The 17873-nt window shown below is 46.8% G+C and carries 17 protein-coding genes; 13 read left to right on the top strand and 4 right to left on the bottom strand.

Translation table 11 applies throughout. The features are described 5' to 3' along the window. Positions 1-8 precede the first annotated feature (8 nt). From QEZ41_RS05650 to QEZ41_RS05635, 4 genes are all read left to right on the top strand, one after another. Positions 9-1751, top strand: a complete 1743-nt coding sequence (locus QEZ41_RS05650) for a carbamoyltransferase family protein (protein WP_289410422.1) — start codon at positions 9-11, stop codon at positions 1749-1751. A gap of 70 nt (positions 1752-1821) precedes the next feature. After that, the gene (locus QEZ41_RS05645; RefSeq protein WP_289410421.1) at positions 1822-3531 is read left to right on the top strand and encodes a carbamoyltransferase C-terminal domain-containing protein; all 1710 of its coding nucleotides are present in this window, start codon (positions 1822-1824) and stop codon (positions 3529-3531) included. Between the two features lie 20 nt (positions 3532-3551). Next, complete coding sequence (locus QEZ41_RS05640; protein WP_289410420.1) at positions 3552-4451, top strand: glycosyltransferase family 2 protein; 900 nt, start codon at positions 3552-3554, stop codon at positions 4449-4451. Continuing rightward, on the top strand, positions 4448-5902 hold the full coding sequence (locus tag QEZ41_RS05635; RefSeq protein ID WP_289410419.1) for a glycosyltransferase family protein: 1455 nt from the start codon (positions 4448-4450) through the stop codon (positions 5900-5902). Before QEZ41_RS05640 ends, QEZ41_RS05635 begins: the two co-directional genes overlap by 4 nt. A 179-nt stretch (positions 5903-6081) precedes the next feature. Here QEZ41_RS05635 and QEZ41_RS05630 read toward each other — a convergent pair whose 3' ends face one another. Next, entirely contained in the window at positions 6082-6654 is a 573-nt protein-coding gene (locus QEZ41_RS05630) for a toluene tolerance protein (RefSeq protein WP_289410418.1), read from the bottom strand. Between the two features lie 170 nt (positions 6655-6824). Here QEZ41_RS05630 and QEZ41_RS05625 point away from each other — a divergent pair, with 170 nt between their 5' ends. From QEZ41_RS05625 to QEZ41_RS05610, 4 genes are all read left to right on the top strand, one after another. Then, on the top strand, positions 6825-7724 hold the full coding sequence (locus QEZ41_RS05625; RefSeq protein WP_289410417.1) for a GNAT family N-acetyltransferase: 900 nt from the start codon (positions 6825-6827) through the stop codon (positions 7722-7724). 212 nt (positions 7725-7936) lie between these two features. Beyond that, a complete protein-coding gene (locus tag QEZ41_RS05620) occupies positions 7937-8236 on the top strand; it encodes a helix-turn-helix domain-containing protein (protein WP_289410416.1) in 300 nt (99 codons plus the stop codon). Next, positions 8223-9479, top strand: coding sequence for a type II toxin-antitoxin system HipA family toxin (locus QEZ41_RS05615; protein WP_289410415.1), 1257 nt, complete (start codon positions 8223-8225; stop codon positions 9477-9479). The genes QEZ41_RS05620 and QEZ41_RS05615 overlap by 14 nt, the downstream gene beginning before the upstream one ends. A 79-nt stretch (positions 9480-9558) precedes the next feature. Continuing rightward, positions 9559-10959: a PIG-L deacetylase family protein gene (locus QEZ41_RS05610; RefSeq protein ID WP_289410414.1), complete on the top strand. Its 1401-nt coding sequence runs from the start codon at positions 9559-9561 to the stop codon at positions 10957-10959. Positions 10960-10965: 6 nt separating this feature from the next. Here QEZ41_RS05610 and QEZ41_RS05605 read toward each other — a convergent pair whose 3' ends face one another. Further along, positions 10966-11724 (bottom strand): Nif3-like dinuclear metal center hexameric protein, encoded by a 759-nt coding sequence (locus tag QEZ41_RS05605; RefSeq protein WP_289410413.1) that lies wholly within the window; start codon positions 11722-11724, stop codon positions 10966-10968. Positions 11725-11814: 90 nt separating this feature from the next. On the opposite strand from QEZ41_RS05605, the gene QEZ41_RS05600 reads away from it, so the two are divergent. The 5 genes from QEZ41_RS05600 (at position 11815) to cysZ (ending at position 16351) form a co-directional block, all read left to right on the top strand. Continuing rightward, positions 11815-12963 carry a trypsin-like peptidase domain-containing protein gene (locus QEZ41_RS05600; RefSeq protein WP_289410412.1) on the top strand — a complete coding sequence of 383 codons (1149 nt, stop codon included), beginning with the start codon at positions 11815-11817 and terminating at the stop codon, positions 12961-12963. Positions 12964-13089: 126 nt separating this feature from the next. Then, positions 13090-14043 carry a thioredoxin-disulfide reductase gene (gene trxB, locus QEZ41_RS05595; protein WP_289410411.1) on the top strand — a complete coding sequence of 318 codons (954 nt, stop codon included), beginning with the start codon at positions 13090-13092 and terminating at the stop codon, positions 14041-14043. Positions 14044-14058: 15 nt separating this feature from the next. Next, complete coding sequence (gene galE, locus QEZ41_RS05590) at positions 14059-15096, top strand: UDP-glucose 4-epimerase GalE (RefSeq protein ID WP_289410410.1); 1038 nt, start codon at positions 14059-14061, stop codon at positions 15094-15096. 8 nt (positions 15097-15104) lie between these two features. Next, positions 15105-15599 (top strand): transcription/translation regulatory transformer protein RfaH, encoded by a 495-nt coding sequence (rfaH, locus tag QEZ41_RS05585; protein WP_289410409.1) that lies wholly within the window; start codon positions 15105-15107, stop codon positions 15597-15599. 8 nt (positions 15600-15607) lie between these two features. Then, a complete protein-coding gene (cysZ, locus tag QEZ41_RS05580) occupies positions 15608-16351 on the top strand; it encodes a sulfate transporter CysZ (protein WP_289410408.1) in 744 nt (247 codons plus the stop codon). 23 nt (positions 16352-16374) lie between these two features. Here the strand turns inward: cysZ and rfbD are convergent, their stop codons facing one another. Together rfbD and rfbC are read right to left on the bottom strand one after the other, a co-directional pair. Next, positions 16375-17265, bottom strand: coding sequence for a dTDP-4-dehydrorhamnose reductase (gene rfbD, locus QEZ41_RS05575; protein WP_289410407.1), 891 nt, complete (start codon positions 17263-17265; stop codon positions 16375-16377). A 15-nt stretch (positions 17266-17280) separates the two neighbouring features. Beyond that, positions 17281-17823 carry a dTDP-4-dehydrorhamnose 3,5-epimerase gene (rfbC, locus tag QEZ41_RS05570; RefSeq protein ID WP_289410406.1) on the bottom strand — a complete coding sequence of 181 codons (543 nt, stop codon included), beginning with the start codon at positions 17821-17823 and terminating at the stop codon, positions 17281-17283. Positions 17824-17873 lie beyond the last annotated feature (50 nt).

The following is a 17873-nucleotide window of genomic DNA, read 5'->3' as shown; positions in this document are numbered from 1 at the left end:
AAAGACCCATGGCACTGACTATTCTTGGCCTATCTGGCGCACTTAGCCATGACCCATCGGCAGCGTTATACATTGATGGAAAACTTATTGCTGCTGTTGAGGAAGAGCGTTTAGTACGCGACAAGCACGCAAAAAACCGCATGCCCTACGAATCTGCTAAGTTTTGCTTAGAGCAAGCCGGAATCACGCCAGACGATGTGGATGTGGTCGCCATCCCTTTTGCACCTATCAGCATTTTTGAAAAAGCCCGCTGGCATTACGCCAAGCGCTACTGGTACGCGCCGGATCGTGCTTTAGATGCTATTTTAATGGGCAATCGCCGCTACCAGCGTTATTACAAAAAAATCCAATGGTGCCTGCAGCAACTAGGTTTTGACTTAAAAAAAGTCACCATTAAACCTGTTGAGCACCACATTGCTCACGCCGCCAGCGCCTACCTGTGTTCCGGCTTTAAGGAAAAAACCGCCATCCTCGGCATTGACGGTAAGGGCGAATACGCCACTACCTTTTTTGGCTACGGCGAAAACGGAAAAATCCATAAAATTAAAGAGTTCTACGATCCAGACTCATTGGGCGGTCTTTACGGCGCTTTGACCGAGTTTCTTGGCTTTGAAATGCTTGACGGCGAATTCAAAGTGATGGGCATGGCGCCGTACGGTAATCCGGACCTATATGATTTATCGCGTTTAGCTAAGTTTGAAAACGGTGAGTTAGTCATTAACACCGAGTATGCCAACGTCATTGGCTTGCGTCGCTATAAAGAAAAAGGCAAAGGCTTTTACTTCTCACCTAAGCTCATTGAATGGTTAGGTCCAAAGCGCGAGGGCGATATCGCCGATGATCCTTACATCCATTACGCTGCCAGCGTGCAAGCGCTGTTTGAAAAGCTGGCGCTAGAAATGATGGATTACTATCTGGGTGACATTATCAAAGAGACCGGCCGCATCGCCTTTGCCGGCGGTAGTGCCTTGAACGTGAAACTCAACCAAAAAATTATTGCTCGCGATGAAGTTAAAGAGCTGTTTGTGCAGCCCGCGGCTGGTGATGCCGGTACCGCGGTAGGCGCTGCCGCCTATGTGTCACAACGCAAAGGCGTACCTGTTGAGAAGATGGAACACGTCTACCTAGGCCCTGAATACAGCAACGAAGAGATCATCGCCGCCTGTGCCAAACACCCAGGTCAGCCAAAGTGGCAAAAAATTGATAACGTCCCTGAACATATCGCCAAAATCATGGTGGAAGGCAATCCTGTGGCGTGGTTTCAAGGCCGCATGGAGTTTGGGCCGCGTGCCTTAGGTGGGCGTTCGATCATTGGCTGTCCAAGCGTTCCTAATGTGGCTGATCGGATTAACGCACAAATTAAGTTCCGTGAGCGCTGGCGTCCATTCTGCCCGTCGATGCTGGATACTGTGGCACCGAAAATGCTCAAGGTGGATCACCCATCACCTTTTATGACCTTTACCTTTGAAGTCAGTGATGAGTGGAAAGAGCGCGTGCCAGAAGTGGTCCACGAAGATGGCACGTCGCGTGCGCAAGTACTCGAACGCCAATACAACCCGCGCTGGTATGACCTGATGGTCGAGTTAGAAAAGCTCACTGGTAATGGGGTTTCGCTCAATACCTCACTCAACCGCCGCGGCGAAGCCATGGTCTGCTCACCCAAAGATGCATTGGATATGTTCTTTGGCTCGGATCTGCAGTATTTGATTATGGAAGATGTGTTGGTGGTGAAGGAAGGCACAGAGCATTAATTAAGTGATAAAAATAATGCCTCAGTTATTGAAAGTATTTGGGATACGCTACGAGTTTTAGGAGATGTTGATGTATATTCTAGGTGTTCATACGGGGCATGATGCTGCGGCCTGCGTATTTAAAAATAATGAACTAGTTGCATATGTTAAAGAAGAGCGGATAACAAGAATTAAAGGCGATGGACGATACTTTCATTTAAAAGCGATTGATGAGGCGTTGAAGATTGCAGGAATCAGCCGGAAAGAACTAACAGCGATCGCATTAACTCGGATGCACCTACCTTTGTCTGTCTATAAGTTTTCTAAGCTTAGCATGAAAGACAAAAAAAGAAGAATTGTTAATAAGGTTAAAAATCTATCTTTAGCAAGGTATTTATTGAAAAATAAAACCACTGATGCTTCTGAGTATGTGTGCTTCGAAAAGTTGAGGGCAGAGTTTGGGGTGAGTGAAAACGTAGATATTTTATTTTCAAATCACCATTTTTGCCATATTCTTTCATCCTTTAAATTTATAGACTGGGCCAATGACACTTTACTATTAAGCTGTGATGGTGGGGGGGATGGAGCACAGTATTCCGCGTACCATTATAATGGTAATGAATTAGTCGAGCTTTTTGGTGGTGAAGAAACAATCACTGAGGCACAACAAAATGAAGCGGCCTCAATAGGCTTGGCGTATTCTTATGCAACAGAGTTGTGTGGCTTCAAGCGAAATAGTCATGAAGGGAAAATTACTGGTTTGGCGGCGTTTGGCAAGCCTGTAGTAGCTAGTGAAGTTTGTAAGCTTTTTGAAATTTCAAGTTGTGGTCGAATTTACAGTAAGCTTACAGGAAAACAGAGGCTTGAAGAGCAGCTTGACGTAGTGTTTTCTGGGCTGAGTAAAGAAGAAATTGCAGCGTCAATTCAAAAAGCAACAGAAACCTTATTGGTTAGCTGGGTTATGGCTCTGCTGAACAAGACAGGAAGTAAGAAGTTAGCACTTAGTGGTGGTGTTTTTTCTAATGTTAAGCTTAATTATGAACTATCAAAATTAGAGCAGGTGCAAGAGATTTTTGTGGTTCCTGCTATGGGCGATGAAGGATTGCCAGTAGGAGCGTGTGTCAATTACTTGTTGAATCTGCATGGTTTACAGAAGCTGACAAGAAATCGACTAGATAATGTATACTTTGGGTTTCCATATAAAGCATCCAGTCTCAAGGAGCTTGCAATAAAAACAGGTTTTAGATTTATTGAGCAGCAGCCAGCTTTACAGGCAGCTACTTTACTTTCAGAGCATAAAGTGGGCGCTATCTTTTACGGTGCAATGGAAATGGGGCCAAGGGCACTGGGTGCTAGAACGATACTGGCGAATCCAAGTAAAAGAGATGTAAATGATAGTATTAATAATAGATTGCAACGAACGGAGTTTATGCCATTTGCTCCTTATGTGTGTGACAAAGATGCTAGAGATGTATTTTACATAGATGAAAAAATAGAATACGCCTGTAGATTTATGACTGTTGTCACTGAGGTAAAAGAGGAGTGGGTGGATAAAATAAGAGCGGTTGTTCATGTTGACGGAACAGCGAGACCACAAGTTGTTTGTAGAGATGATAATCCTTTGTATTATGATGTGTTGTGTGAGTTTAAAGAAATTACAGGGTTGCCTGTGTTGGTTAATACCAGCTTTAATGCCCACGAAGAGCCTATAATCAATACACCAGAAGAAGCGATTGCTGCATTGAAAGAGAATAGGGTTGATTTTCTTGTTTGTGACGATGGTGTTGTGTTAAGAGATTAGGGTTTTAAGTAGGAGTCAGCATGCTAAAGAAAGTGAGTGTTATTATACCGGCATATAATTACGCCCATGTTTTACCAAGGGTGATTAAGTCTGTAGCTCTACAGCTTGCAGAAGACTGTGAGCTGATTGTTATTGATGATGGATCAACGGATGATACTCCTCAGGTAATACGTCAGTTGCATGATCAGTTTCCTGGCCAAATTCGTAGTGAACAAAAAAATAATGGTGGAGCTGCATCTGCAAGAAATCGAGGCATAGAACTGGCCAGTAGTAATTGGTTTGTTTTTCTGGATGCTGATGATGAGATGGCAGAAGGAGCTCTTAAACAGATATGTCAATATTTAGAAGCTAACCCGGACAGCAGGTTTGTCATAGGTGGGCACATTTCAGTTAGTGATGATGGTAAATTCAGTCAAGTCATACCCGATCAGTTGGCCGCAAACCCAGTGGAGCGAGTGCGGAATTATTTGCTAGACAAGAAATTGTCATTATCAAATGGCGCTTGCGTCATGCATCGGGAAATATTCAAACATGGGTTATACCCTGAGCACTTTAGGAATGCGGAAGATATTCCAGTGTTTGCTCAAGCTTTGGCTCACACTAACTGTGTCATTCTGAAAGAGCCTTTGGCAATCATCCACAAGCACTCAACCAGTTTGCGGCACAATGTCCAATATGATATGGGCGTTGGAATGCAGCTGGTCGATGAGGTTTTTGAAACGGGCCGGCTGGGACCAGAGTTTAAGGAGCTCAAGGAAGAGTTTATTTCTCAAAGAGCATTATCTCTATTTCGAGGCTATTATGTGGCCAAGATGTACGAAGAAGCTAAACGGATGTATCGGATTGCGATTGTAAACAGATGGACATCAGTTTTTAAAATGTCCTATACAAGGAAATTTATAAGGATCATATTCAAATGAAACAGAGGATTTTACTTGAGCTCAAAACGCCAGAAATGGCTGCTTTTCTTTTAAGTATACTGTTGTCTTGTATAGCAATTGGAGGCGTTGTTACGATCGGTAAGGATGCTGCATTCTATATGGATATTGCGAGGGAGGTCAGTGAGGCAGGGGTTGTTGTTGCATTTGATCGGTTTAACTGGCCATGGATCAGTGTGTTATTCGCCTATACTCATAAAGCTACAGGGCTGGGCTTTGAAACAGTCGCTTATCTGTATTCAATATTTTTTATGGCGGGAATGTCGTACTTGCTGGTTTCTATGGTTAAAGAAAAAAATCAAGAAGCTGCGTGGTGGGCTGTGCTGTTGGTACTATCAGTTCCAGTATTTAACAGTTTTAGAGATGAAATTATTCGTGAAACAGGTTGTTGGTTTTTTGTGGTTTTGTCAATTTGGCTTGTTTCTAGGGAAAAAGAATTAAGCTGGACAACAGGAGTGTTGTTTCAAGTTGCTATTGCTTTCGCTATTTTATATAGATTTGAAGCGGTTTTTATACTTCTTGCAGTGTTTTTGTATTGTGTGTTTGAGTTTAGAAAGTTTGGTGTAAGAAATGTTTTTATAAGTCAGCTTAAAGTAAGCTGGATATATTTGTTGGGTGTCGGTGTTGCTGTTGTATTTTTTGCTTCATTGGAACAAGAAAAACTATCAAGGATAGTCCATCAGATTTCCCTTTTGAATCCGCTTTTAATTTTTTCATCGTTTATGGAAACGAGCGATAAATTAGCAGATGTCGCATTAATGAAATGGTCGTACTCTGATGCTCCAAAAATCCTGTTGGCAGGAATTGGTTTTGCGTTGTTGTATCGCCTGGTTACTTATATTGGGATTGCCAGTTTTTTTCTGGTCAGCCGGAAAGCGAGATATGAGGCTGTTAAACAATTCGCCAAGTTTCGCTTAAATACAATTTCTGCAGTAATTTACTTCTTTATTTTGTTTGTTTTTTTTATTCAAGTTAAATTTGTCAATTCGCGGTATATGGCTCTTCTGGTTATTTTGTTAATTCCAGCGCTTAGTGTTGTGATAGCCAAGATTTTTGCTGAATATCGAAAATGGGCTTATCTATTTATTGTTGCGTCGGCACTGGTTGCTATATCTAATGTTGTATCGTTTGGAGATAAAAAAACTCACTATTTAGAAGCTGCAGAATGGCTTCGAAATAATACAGCTGATGATTCTATTATTTATTATGAAGATGCGCGTGTTCAGTATTATGCAGGTAGAGGGTACGGGAAACATCATTCTGGAGATATTTCAACTATTTCAGATGCAGATAAAAATTTATATGAATACTTTGTTGTTGAGCAAAGCTTAAAAGCAGAAGGGAAATATTTCCTTGAGCAGGGTTTTGATATTATGAGTAGTTTTTCATCGAAAAAGAAAACGATTTTTATTCTTCAAGCTATAAAAGGATAGGTTTATGGTGGCCATTTTTTTTGAATTTACTCAGGAAGAATAAATTTTATGCTAAACGGTCGCTTTTCTATATAGCTAAATGTAATGCTCCAGCTCTTTGGTAATTTCTCCGTTAAACAGTGGGGATTACCATGGCATTTTCCTTTGATGATAATACCTGGCAGGAATTCAGTAGGACATTACATGATTCTTTTTCTTGAAAGCCAGTAGCCGTCAGTCTTGTCTTTGTTAATATGCACCCAGTTTCTCTTTCTCAGGCCCTTACTCAAAGGGCCTTTTTTTATCCGCATGTCTGAAACATCAATCAGTCCCAGCTCCCCTTCTGGCGTGAGCACCACATTACCCAAGTGCATGGATCTAAAGTAAATACCTAGATTTTGCACTTTTTCGACAAAAGCAAAAAACTGCTCACGAATATCTTCGGGGCAGTCACCTTCGCCATCACGTAACTGGCGTAGAGTCAGGCCGGGTAAAGGATGGTAATGCACTGCATCACGCTCAATGCTGGGTATGCGGTATACCTGAATGATTTTCGGGCAGGGAATACCTAGCTCTTCTAGCTTCTTGGCATTGTCGGCAAAACGCTGTGCGTAGGGCCAGATAGCGGCAGAGCTGATCAAACGCTTGCGACGGAACAGTTTTAGAAAAGTGCCGTCTTGCAGGATGATTACTTTGTCGCCAAAGCCGTCTTGTTCTATGACTTTGCCTTGGTGGCGCAGGGCGAGGTAGTCTTCGTGATTTAGCAGTTGCATAGTTTTTCCATTGTCTGAGCCGCGCAGTTTACCTTAAATCATTCATCACGGCATCTGTACGAGTGCTCATGTTGCTTAGTTTGCGCTCAATAAATTGCCTGCCCTTGTAGTACCTGCTTGCTATACTGTGCGGCATTCTTTTGCTTACACATCAAGGCGTATTGCTCTATATGTTTAGTTTTTTCCGTAGTTGGCGTGAACGCGGTTGGTCTTCTATTTCTGCTGAGGACTACAGCGCAGCTTGGCATCGTTGGGGTGGCAGCGTGGCTACGCACCCTGATTTTGTCGCGCGCCTGTCTGAGCTTTCCTCCATATCTGTTGCTTACTTGGGTTGGCTAGTGGATGGTGAGTTGCAAGCGGTTATTGCCGTGTGGGGTCGTCACCTTGCTTTGTCTAAGTCGGGCTTAAAACAGCACAATAAAAGACGGTTTTTCGATCTGGGTAATGCCGAGGTGATTATTCCGCAGGCTGCTGGCTCTCAGGTCAGTGTGCGGCACCAAGTGCGTTACGTATCGGAGCTTAATCACGGCCGAATCAGCACGCTTAAACAGCAGCAAGAAGGTTTGGCTTTGGCACGAAAACCAGAAGATTACAGCAAGAAATTTCGTTACAACCAGCGTCGTGAATTGCGTTTACTGGAAGAGCAGGGCGGTAAGATTTTACCTTTTACTGAGTTATCGAGTGCTGAGCAAGCAGCAATGTATATTGACTTGTTTGAAAAGCGTTGGGATTTTGCCGCGCCGGGTAAGGAGCATTTAGCTGAGGTGCTGGAGCTGTTGCGTCCTTTTGTAACGGGTTCTTTTATTTGTATCGATGAGCTGCCAGCGGCCGCACAAATTCTTTACCGGGTGGAATCGCCTGAGTGGATTAGTGTTGAATATATCAATGGCGGAGTGGATCCGCAGTTTAGTGCGCACAGTCCTGGTAGCGTATTGAGCTTTGTAAATACCCAAGCTGAGTGGGCGTATGCACGGGAGCAGAATAAACCGCTACGTTACTCGTTTGGACGCGCCGATCGTGAGTACAAAGGCCGTTGGTGTAACACTGCCCCTGTCTACGAGGTGCGCTAATGCAGAGCTCTTAGCAGCCGGTATTTCTTAAACAGTTCTCCCGCTGCTACCCTGCATCCTTTATCTCCGCTATTGATTTCATTTTTCTTATCGAGCCTGCCGAGAAGGTAATCGCTGTTATTTTTGTGTAATAGCGCTGTATATGTTGCTTTTTTTATATAAAGCAACGAAGATGTTGCTTGATCTAATCAAAAGCAACCTGTGTATTTGCCATGCCTTCACTATTAGAACAAATTAAAGCGCGCCGCTTGGCGCTGGGTCTGCGCCAAAGTGATATGCAAGAGCGCACCGCTATGCTGCGACAGCAATATCAGCGCTTGGAGTCGCAGGGCAATCCGCGTTTAAGCAGTCTTGAGCAGGTGGCAACTGGGTTAAATGCTGACTTAATGCTCATACCTCGTGAAAAAAAATATGCTGTTTTAGCCCTGTTACAAGATGACGGTAGCCCCGAAAAGCAGCCTTATGAAGATATTTGGCAGGGTATCTTGGGTGATTTAGATGACGACGATTAGCGTGCTTAAAGTAACGCTCCACGGGCAGCTAGTGGGGCACTTGGTGGGTGAGAAAGGCGGGCGCAACACACTGATTTTTCATAGTGTTTTCCAGCAAGACTCAGATAAGCCAACACTCACCTTGGCGGCTCACCCACGTTTTCCAAAAGCAGATGTTTTTTTTAGCACGCCATGGAAAACTCAGTTTGTTTTGCCTCCCGTATTGTCGAATTTGCTACCCGAGGGGGCTTTAAGGGAGCTGTTGTTGCAGCGCTTGCAAATACATACAAGTCACGAATTCGAGCTGTTAGCTCATTTGGGTGGTGATTTACCCGGCGCTTTAGTGGTCCAGCCAGTGTTGGCAGAAGAGGTGCCGCAAGAAGTGTTGGCGCTGAATAAAAAAGCGGTTGTGATAGCGCCTGAAGCCACTTTGCCGAATAACAAGTTTTCGTTAGCCGGTGTGCAAATGAAATGGTCATTGCAAAGGCAGGGCGATCGTTTCACCTTGCCTGGCAAAGGAGCGTTTGGCGATTGGATTATCAAAACGCCTTCTTTTCATCATGCGGGCGCACCTGTTAACGAATACACCGCTATGCGGCTCGCCCAGCTTGTGGGTGTGGAAACTCCGGAAATATGCCTAGTAGAGCTGAGCCATATTGAGGGCTTACCACCCATAAAACTGCCAGATGAGCCTTTTGCCTTTGCTATTAAGCGCTTCGATAGAGTGGCTGGGCAGCGCGTACATACTGAAGATTTTGCCCAAGTGCTGTTGATGCAGCCGCGGGATAAGTACCAAGCAGCTAACTATGAGCAAATGGGTCGATTGCTATATGAGTTTTCAGGTAATGGATTAGCTGATGTGCAGCAGTTTGCTAAACGTTTACTGGTGAACATTTTGCTAGCCAATGGTGATGCCCATCTTAAAAACTGGAGTCTCATCTATCCTGACCAAAAAACACCACGTCTTGCGCCTGCTTATGATCTAGTGACTACAAAAGTTTATATTCCCGGTGAAAAAGGGGCCGCGCTTAATATGGTTAAAACTAAAGCGTGGGAGAGCTTATCGTTGGCCCATTTTGAGCGTTGGAGTCGTAGAGTCGGGGTTTCTTGGCCCGTGGTACAGAAGCAGCTTGGACAATCTATGGAGATGGCGCGTGAATTTTGGCCGCGGGCCCTTGATGAGCTGCCTATGCACAGCACACATAAGGCACAATTAAAACAGCATTGGGCGAGCTTGCATTTGGATTTTAGAATACAGTCCTAGCAGTGCATGTACGGCTCCGCTCGTGTCATAACTGTTTGTTATACTGCCGTGCCACATCCACCATCTACGAGGTACGTTAATGCAGAACCGTAAACAGCAGCTTCTTAAGCAGCATCGTCGGCAAAAACGCATCAGTATGTTGGTCATTGTTGCGTTTGTGTTGTTATTGACCCTTTTTGTGAAGTGGTGGTTGCTGCCGGTTGGGTTATTGGTGGCTTGGTTGATTCATGAAACTTGGTTTGCGGACCATTTGTTTTATGCGCCGAGCGAGGATTATCGTTATCGGTTTCCTGAAAGCGCGCCAAGTTGGCAGCTAGAGGTTGCTCATGGCTGGCTTAAACTGCCGGATAATGCTGAGATCACGCCAGAAAGCACGCTTATCCTCGAAATTCAGCTTAAAACTGGGATTCTGGGGCGTTTGTTTGATCCGCTGGTGCATGTGGGTGATGACCAGCAGGTGTTTGAGCGAGGTGCGCAAGGTGTGCGTTACCTAAATTTAACCGGCCAAGCGCAGGAGCTACAAGAGCAAGGGCTGCACATCAAGGGCGAGTATTGTCAGCTTGCCAGCAGCGCAAAACTCGTTGCGTTTAATGTGCTTAATCCAGCAGCGCAGCGCCTGATGATTCTGGCGCCTCATGCCGATGATGCGGAGTTGGCAGCTTTTGGTTTATACAGCCAAGCGCGTGAGGTGAGCATTGTCACGCTGACGCAGGGTGAAATCGAGGCTGAGTATTATCAACGTTTAGGTCTTAGCAGTGAGCAGGCGGCCACGCTTAAGGGGCGCTTGCGTGCTTGGGATAGCATGGCGATTCCTTTATGGGGTGGCGTGCCGCAAAGCCAGTGTGTACAGCTGGGTTATTACTGCTTGCAGCTGCCGCAAATGGCGAAGCAGCCTGAACAGGATTTTGCGTCGCGCGAGTCTGGCGAGGTGGATATTCGTACAGTACGTCAGCATAATCCATTCGCTTTGCCTGGCGATACAGACGGTCGGCCGAACTGGACTAATTTAATTGCTGATTTGCGCGCCTGCTTGGAACATTATCAGCCGGACATTGTTGTGCTACCGCACCCAGAACTTGACCCGCACGCTGATCATATTGCTACGGGGCAGGCATTTTTCCAAGCGGTCCAGCAAAGCGTTTACAAACCCAGCGGCTTATTGCTGTATGCCAATCACTTGCATGATAACGACCGTTGGCCGATGGGTAATGCCAATACCGGTGTCGCCTTGCCGCCGGCGATGATTGAATTGTCGACAGATCAGCTGTATTGCTATGTGCTCAGTGCGCAGCAGCAGATTGATAAAGCGCAAGCGCTATTGATGCAGCATGATTTGCAAACTCCGTTAACGCTGAAACGACGCTTACGCCGTCTGGTTCAGCGCTGGCTCACGGGCCGTCAATGGCCTAAGACCGGTGATAATGAGTTCTTGCGCAAAGCCGTGCGCAGGCACGAGCTGTTTTGGTACCGCAAGCTCTAATAGGCATTACACCGGATTCGGACAATCAATAAACTGATGCTCAATCCCAAAGCGTTCTGCTATCCACTCGCCAAGGGCTTGCACACCATAGCGTTCGGTTGCGTGGTGGCCAGCGGAGAAATAACTGAGATCGTTCTCCAAGGCGCTGTGGGTGCTGTGCTCTGAAATTTCGCCGGTAATAAACGCATCAACGCCTGCAGCAATGGCGTGCTCGATGTAACCCTGTGCTCCACCTGTGCACCATGCGACGGTACGAATGGGTTTTTCGCAATCAATCACCAGCGGCGTGCGTGCCAGTTTTTGCTCGATGAGTTGAGCAAATTCTTGGCTCGTCATAGGAGTGTCCAGCTCACCAATTAAACCAACGCTGCGTGGATTATTTGCTTCCAGTGGCCCAGTAACGTTTAAACCTAATAACTTGCCCAGCAATGCGTTGTTGCCGACCTCGGGATGGATGTCCAAGGGCAGGTGGTAGGCCAATAGATTAATGTCATGCTGGATAAGACTTTTGATACGACGGTGTTTCATGCCGACGATACAGGGGTTTTCGCCTTTCCAAAAATATCCGTGATGCACCAAAATAGCGTCGGCTTGCTGTTCAATGGCGGCATCAATTAGAGCTTGGCTGGCGGTTACTCCGGTAACCAGACGTTTGATTTGTGGGCGACCCTGTACTTGTAGTCCGTTGGGGCAGTAATCGCTGATACTGGCTGCATCTAAGTATTTATCAAGTGCGGCTAAAAGTGTTGTGGTGCTGACATTCATGGGTAACCCCTGCAAAATTAACGTATTTCTTTATTAATGCGCACTATAATATAGCGTTTTGCGCTAATGGTTAAATTGTCGGGTATGTTTATGCGTAGGCTTTTACGCCACTATGGCTGGCCGCTAGTCAGTGGTTTGCTGTTTGCTGCACTGATTATGGTTTTATTTCCCAGCTGGATTGGGCTATCTAAAAATAGGCTGCAAGTACAGATTGCACCCGACTATACACATGCGCGTACGGGACCGGAATCCTATGCACATGCGGTGAGCATGGCCTCTCCTGCGGTAGTTAACCTCTATAGTACTAAGATGGTCAACAAGGCCATTAATCCGCTGCATGAGGACCCTTCGCTGCAGCATTTTTTTGGTGATAATTTACCGCAACAGAGGCGTTTAGAGTCTAGCTTGGGCTCTGCGGTGATAATGAGCAAAGACGGTTACCTACTCACCAATAACCATGTAACTGCTGGAGCTGAGCAGATCGTGGTGGCGTTAAAAGATGGGCGTGAGACCTATGCCAGAGTCATAGGCAGTGATCCAGAAACAGATTTAGCGGTTTTGAAAATTAATTTGACTGATTTGCCGGCGATTACCTTGGGGCACTCGGATAGCGTGCAAATTGGCGATGTGGTGCTGGCGATTGGTAACCCCTATGGCGTGGGGCAAACAGTGACCATGGGCATAGTGAGTGCGACTGGACGCAATCAGTTGGGCATTAATACCTACGAAGACTTTATTCAAACCGATGCGGCGATTAATCCCGGTAACTCGGGCGGTGCATTAGTGGATGCGCGAGGGAACTTGCTGGGTATTAATACAGCTATTTTCTCGCGTTCGGGTGGTTCGCAAGGTATAGGTTTTGCGATTCCGGTGAAGTTGGCGATGAGCGTGATGAACTCCATTGTTGAGCACGGTAAGGTGGTTAGAGGCTGGCTCGGTATTGAGGTGCAGGCGTTAACCGCGGAGTTGGCAGAGTCTTTTGGTTTGCCTGAGCGTTCGGGCATTTTGGTAGCAGGTGTGTTTCGTGATGGTCCCGCGGCTAAAGTCGGTTTGCTACCCGGTGATGTCATTTTAGAAATCGCTGGTGAAGCAGCGCATGATGGGCGTATCTCGATGAATCAAGTGGCGCGCATGAAGCCGGGCGAGAAAATGAGTTTAAAGGTCTTGCGTGAAAATAAGCAGCTGACCTTTAAAGCTGAGGTGGGCGTACGGCCTATCATTGCCAGCCCAAAGCAGTAGTCTGTTGCCACCCAGAGTTAGCGCTAGCCCCATCTGCGTCCTTAAATCAGCTGCGTAACGCTTAGCGTTTTAGTATAGTCTAGGCAGTATTTATATGATTTTAGTGCCATTCGTTGGAGAAGAGTTATGTCAGAAGTGCGTCATACCAAGGTATTGATTTTAGGTTCAGGGCCTGCAGGCTACAGCGCTGCAGTGTATACCGCGCGGGCCAATTTAAAACCGCTATTAATTACCGGAATGCAGGCAGGTGGCCAGCTGACCACCACGACCGATGTAGACAACTGGCCGGGCGGCCCAGAAGGATTAACCGGCCCAGAACTGATGGTGCAGATGCAGGCACATGCTGAACGCTTTGACACAGAAATAGTGTTTGATCATATCCATACCGCTAAGCTCGATAGCAAACCCTTTACCTTAATTGGTGACAGTGGCACCTATACCTGTGATGCGCTGATTATTGCAACCGGTGCTAGCGCGCGCTATTTAGGCCTGCCTTCCGAAGAGGCGTTTAAAGGCAAGGGTGTCTCGGCCTGCGCCACCTGTGACGGTTTCTTCTATCGCAATCGTGATGTAGCGGTGGTGGGTGGTGGTAATACGGCGGTAGAAGAAGCGCTGTATTTGTCTAACATTGCTAATAAAGTCACCCTAATTCACCGCCGTGAGACCTTCCGTGCGGAAAAAATCCTGCAAGACAAGCTTTATGCGCGGGTTAAAGAAGGCAAAATTGAGCTGGCATTAAATGAGCAACTCGATGAAGTGCTAGGCGATGACATGGGCGTCACCGGTGTGCGCGTACGTCATAACGACGGCAGTACCCGTGAACTAGCCGTAGACGGCGTATTTATTGCTATTGGTCATTCGCCCAATACGGACTTGTTTACCAACCAGTTAGAGATGAAAGACGGCTATTTGGTGGTTAAAAGCGGTCGTGAAGGTAATGCTACAGCCACTAGCATTGAAGGTGTTTTTGCAGCCGGCGACGTGGCGGATGATGTCTACCGTCAGGCGATTACCTCAGCAGGTGCGGGCTGTATGGCGGCTTTGGATGCGGAAAAATATTTGGATAGCCTAGAAGCATAACAGCAGGTGCGCGCTATGAGCCTTACGCAAAATGCAGCAAAAAAAATACTGGTCACCGGGGGTGCGGGCTATATTGGCTCGCACACTTTGGTTGAGCTGTTCGCCGCAGGCTATGAACCGCTAGTGCTGGATAACTTGTGTAACTCTAGCCGAGAGTCGTTAGCTCGTGTTGAGCAAATCACGGGACATCAAGTGAGCTTTATTCAGGGCGATATCCGTGATGCTGCCCTGTTAGAGCAGGTTTTTGCCGAGCACAGTGTTCGTGCAGTGGTGCATTTTGCCGGTCTTAAGGCGGTGGGTGAAAGCGTTGAGCAGCCACTGAGCTACTATGACAACAATGTACATGGCAGCCAGGTTTTGTTGCAGGCGATGCTTAACGCCGGTGTGTATCAGTTGGTATTTAGCTCCAGCGCCACTGTCTATGGTGAGCCGGCAGAAATGCCAATCAGTGAGCAGTGCCCTGTGGGTCGACCGACCAATCCCTATGGTCGTTCCAAGCTGATGGTGGAAGATATTTTGCGTGATTTGGCCATCAGTGAACCACGTATGCGTATTGCTGTTTTGCGCTATTTTAATCCTGTGGGTGCGCATAGTAGCGGCTTGATCGGCGAAGATCCCAATGGCCTGCCTAACAATTTACTGCCTTATATCGCGCAAGTTGCAGTGGGTAAACTCCAGCAGTTGTCTGTTTTTGGCGATGATTACGCCACTGCCGACGGCACCGGCGTGCGCGACTATATTCACGTGGTGGATTTAGCCCAAGGGCATGTGGCGGCGCTGGCTTATTTAGCCAAGGAGCCGGGTGTGCATACTTGGAATCTGGGCACTGGCAAGGGCTACTCTGTATTGGAAATGGTCAAAGCCTTTGAAGAGGCCAGTGGTCAAAGCGTGCCTTATCAAATTGCACCCCGTCGTGCCGGTGACATCGCTCAGTGCTATGCCAATCCTGACAAAGCCAAGCGCGAACTTGGTTGGCAAGCGCAGCTGGGGCTGTCGCAGATGATGCAAGATACCTGGCGTTGGCAAAGTCAAAATCCGCATGGGTTCCGTTAACTAGCAGCATGAGCAATAACGACTGGTACATTGTTCTTACCAAGCCACGGCAAGAATCCCGCGCTGCTCAGCAGTTAGAGAATCAAGGTGGTGAGGTGTTCCTGCCTATGCTTGAGGTTGAGCGCATCCGGCAGGGCAAGCGCATAAAAAAAATCGAAACTTTGTTTCCCGGCTATCTGTTCTTGCGTGTTGGCGAAGATGACATGTTGCTGAGCCGAGTACGCTCGACATTTGGCGTCAACAAGCTGCTCACCTTTGGTGCAGAGGTGATGCAAATACAGGATGCGTTGATCGAAGATTTGCGTACAAGACTTGCCCAGCGCGAGAGTGCTCCCGCCTTTAAACAGGGTGATGTGGTTACTCTAGCTGATGGACCCTTTCGAGATTATCAGGCTATTTTTCATCAATATAACGGTGAGGAGCGCGCCGTTATTTTGATTAAACTGCTAGGGCAACAAAACCAATTACTGATTGATTTAGCCCAGCTATACCCAAAACTTTAGGAGAACTTATGCCAGCACAGGTTATATCAGGGCCGCAGTTTTTTAATGCCGGTTTTCAGATGGTTTTACGTCCTGGGCTGCGCAAGTTTGTCCTTATGCCCTTTACGATTAATCTGCTGGTATTCGTGGCTTTGGTGAGTTTTGCAGTACAACGATTTAATTATTGGGTGGCTGAATTAATGCCTAAGCTGCCCAGTTGGCTTAGTTTTCTTGACTATCTGCTCTGGCCGCTGTTTGTGCTGTTGGTGTTATTGATGATTTTTTTCACCTTCACCACCCTAGCGAATTTAGTGGCTGCGCCTTTTAATAGTTTCTTAGCGGAAAAAGTAGAAGTAGTTGCGCGCGGACATGATCCTTTCCCATCATTTAGCTGGACCGAGCTGCTGGCGATATTGCCGCGCACTATGATGCGTGAGCTACGTAAGCTGGGTTATTTTCTACCGCGCAGTCTGGGATTGTTTATTCTGTCGTTTATTCCGGGAGTAAACCTCATCGCTGCGCCGTTATGGGTGCTGTTTAATATTTGGATGATGGCGGTGCAGTATCTGGATTACCCAGCGGATAACAATAAAGTCGACTGGCTAGCGACCCTGCGCTGGATTCGTGAGCATCGCTGGGCCAGTTTAAGTTTTGGTGGGGTGACGTATTTGGCACTGATGGTGCCAGGATTTAACCTGATAGCCATGCCTGCTGCTATTGCTGGTGCGACGCTGTTGTGGGTTGAGAATAATCCGATTGTAACGCAACAGTAGAGTGCGGCTATAAATTACCAGTTCTAGGCTTGTGAGTGGGCGCGCAAGCTTAGTAGTACTGCGCTCAACTCCTGACGCCAATCTAATGGATTAATGCCGAATTTCTCACTAAATAACTGATTATCAAGCACTGAGTAGGCAGGTCGCTTTGCAGCCGTAGGGTAGTCGGCGGTGGTGATAGGGTTTAGTGATGGCTGAGCAGCAATTAAGCCCAATTGCAGTGCCTGGGCAAAGATTTCCGTAGCAAATTCATACCAAGTGCAGCTTGGTGTGCCGCTGTAATGGTAGGTACCCCAAGGCTGGCTGGGATTCGTTTGATATAGGTTCACGATGCGCCACAAAGCCATTGCGATACTGCGTGCGGAGGTTGGGTTGCCATGCTGATCGTCTACCACGCTTAGTTCAGTGCGGGTTTGTGCTAAGCGCAGCATCGTTTTAACAAAATTATTGCCATCAATGCCAAAGACCCAGCTGGTGCGCAGAATAATATGCTGTGGGCAGTGTTGTGCTATCGCCTGTTCGCCAGCGAGTTTGCTAGCGCCGTAGATGCTTTGTGGCTGACACAGATCGCTCTCGCAATAAGGCTGTGCTGCCTGACCAGAAAACACATAGTCAGTGGAAATATGCAGTAACGGGATATTGGTTTGTTGAGCAGCATGCGCCAAATGCAGACAGGCATCACGATTGACCGCATAGGCGCGTTCGGTATCGGTTTCAGCTTGGTCAACTGCAGTGTAAGCGGCCGCATTAATAATTAGCGCGGGCTGATATTCAGCTACGGCTTGGTTAACCTGTGCAGCACTGCTGATATCCAGCTCGTGCGAGCCTAGAGCAATGAGCTCGAAAGCCGGTGGTGCTTGGCGTACTAGCTCATGACCAACCTGACCGCGAGCACCAATGATTAAAACACGCATGGTAAATCCTGCAAGTTAGAGTGAGTGGCGCAGCAAATCTTTGAGTAATGGCAGTTGCTTGTCTTTCTCTGAGAGCAACGGCAGTGTGATGGGCCAATTAATATTAAGCTGTGGATCGCTCCAAAGTACACCTGCCTCATCCTGCGGATCGTAGTATTCAGTACAGCGGTAATGAAAGTCGGCACAGTCAGAAAGTACGCAAAAACCATGGGCGTAGCCGGGTGGAATCCACAGCTGTAAATGGTTTACATCGCTTAATTCGATACCAAAATACTGACCAAAAGTAGGTGACCCAGGATTAATGTCAGCTGCGACGTCATAAACCGCACCCTGACTCACATTAATGAGCTTGCCTTGTGGCTTGGTCTGTTGGAAATGTAGACCACGCAGGACACCTTTTTGTGAGCGTGAGTGATTGTCTTGCACAAAGTTGGCAGCAATACCAGCTTGGCGATAGCGCTCAGCCTGAAAGGTTTCTAAGAAAAAACCTCGTGCATCTTTAAAAACTTTAGGCTGAATAACCAGCACGCCGGGAAGATTGGTTTGTGTGATTTGCATAGTTAGCCTGTTTATAAATGCTTATTTTTAAAGTTGACTTTATAAAACAA

Source organism: Thiopseudomonas acetoxidans (assembly GCF_030362935.1).
Classification (GTDB): Bacteria; Pseudomonadota; Gammaproteobacteria; order Pseudomonadales; family Pseudomonadaceae; genus Thiopseudomonas; species Thiopseudomonas acetoxidans.
This window is presented reverse-complemented; position numbering and strand designations above follow the sequence as displayed.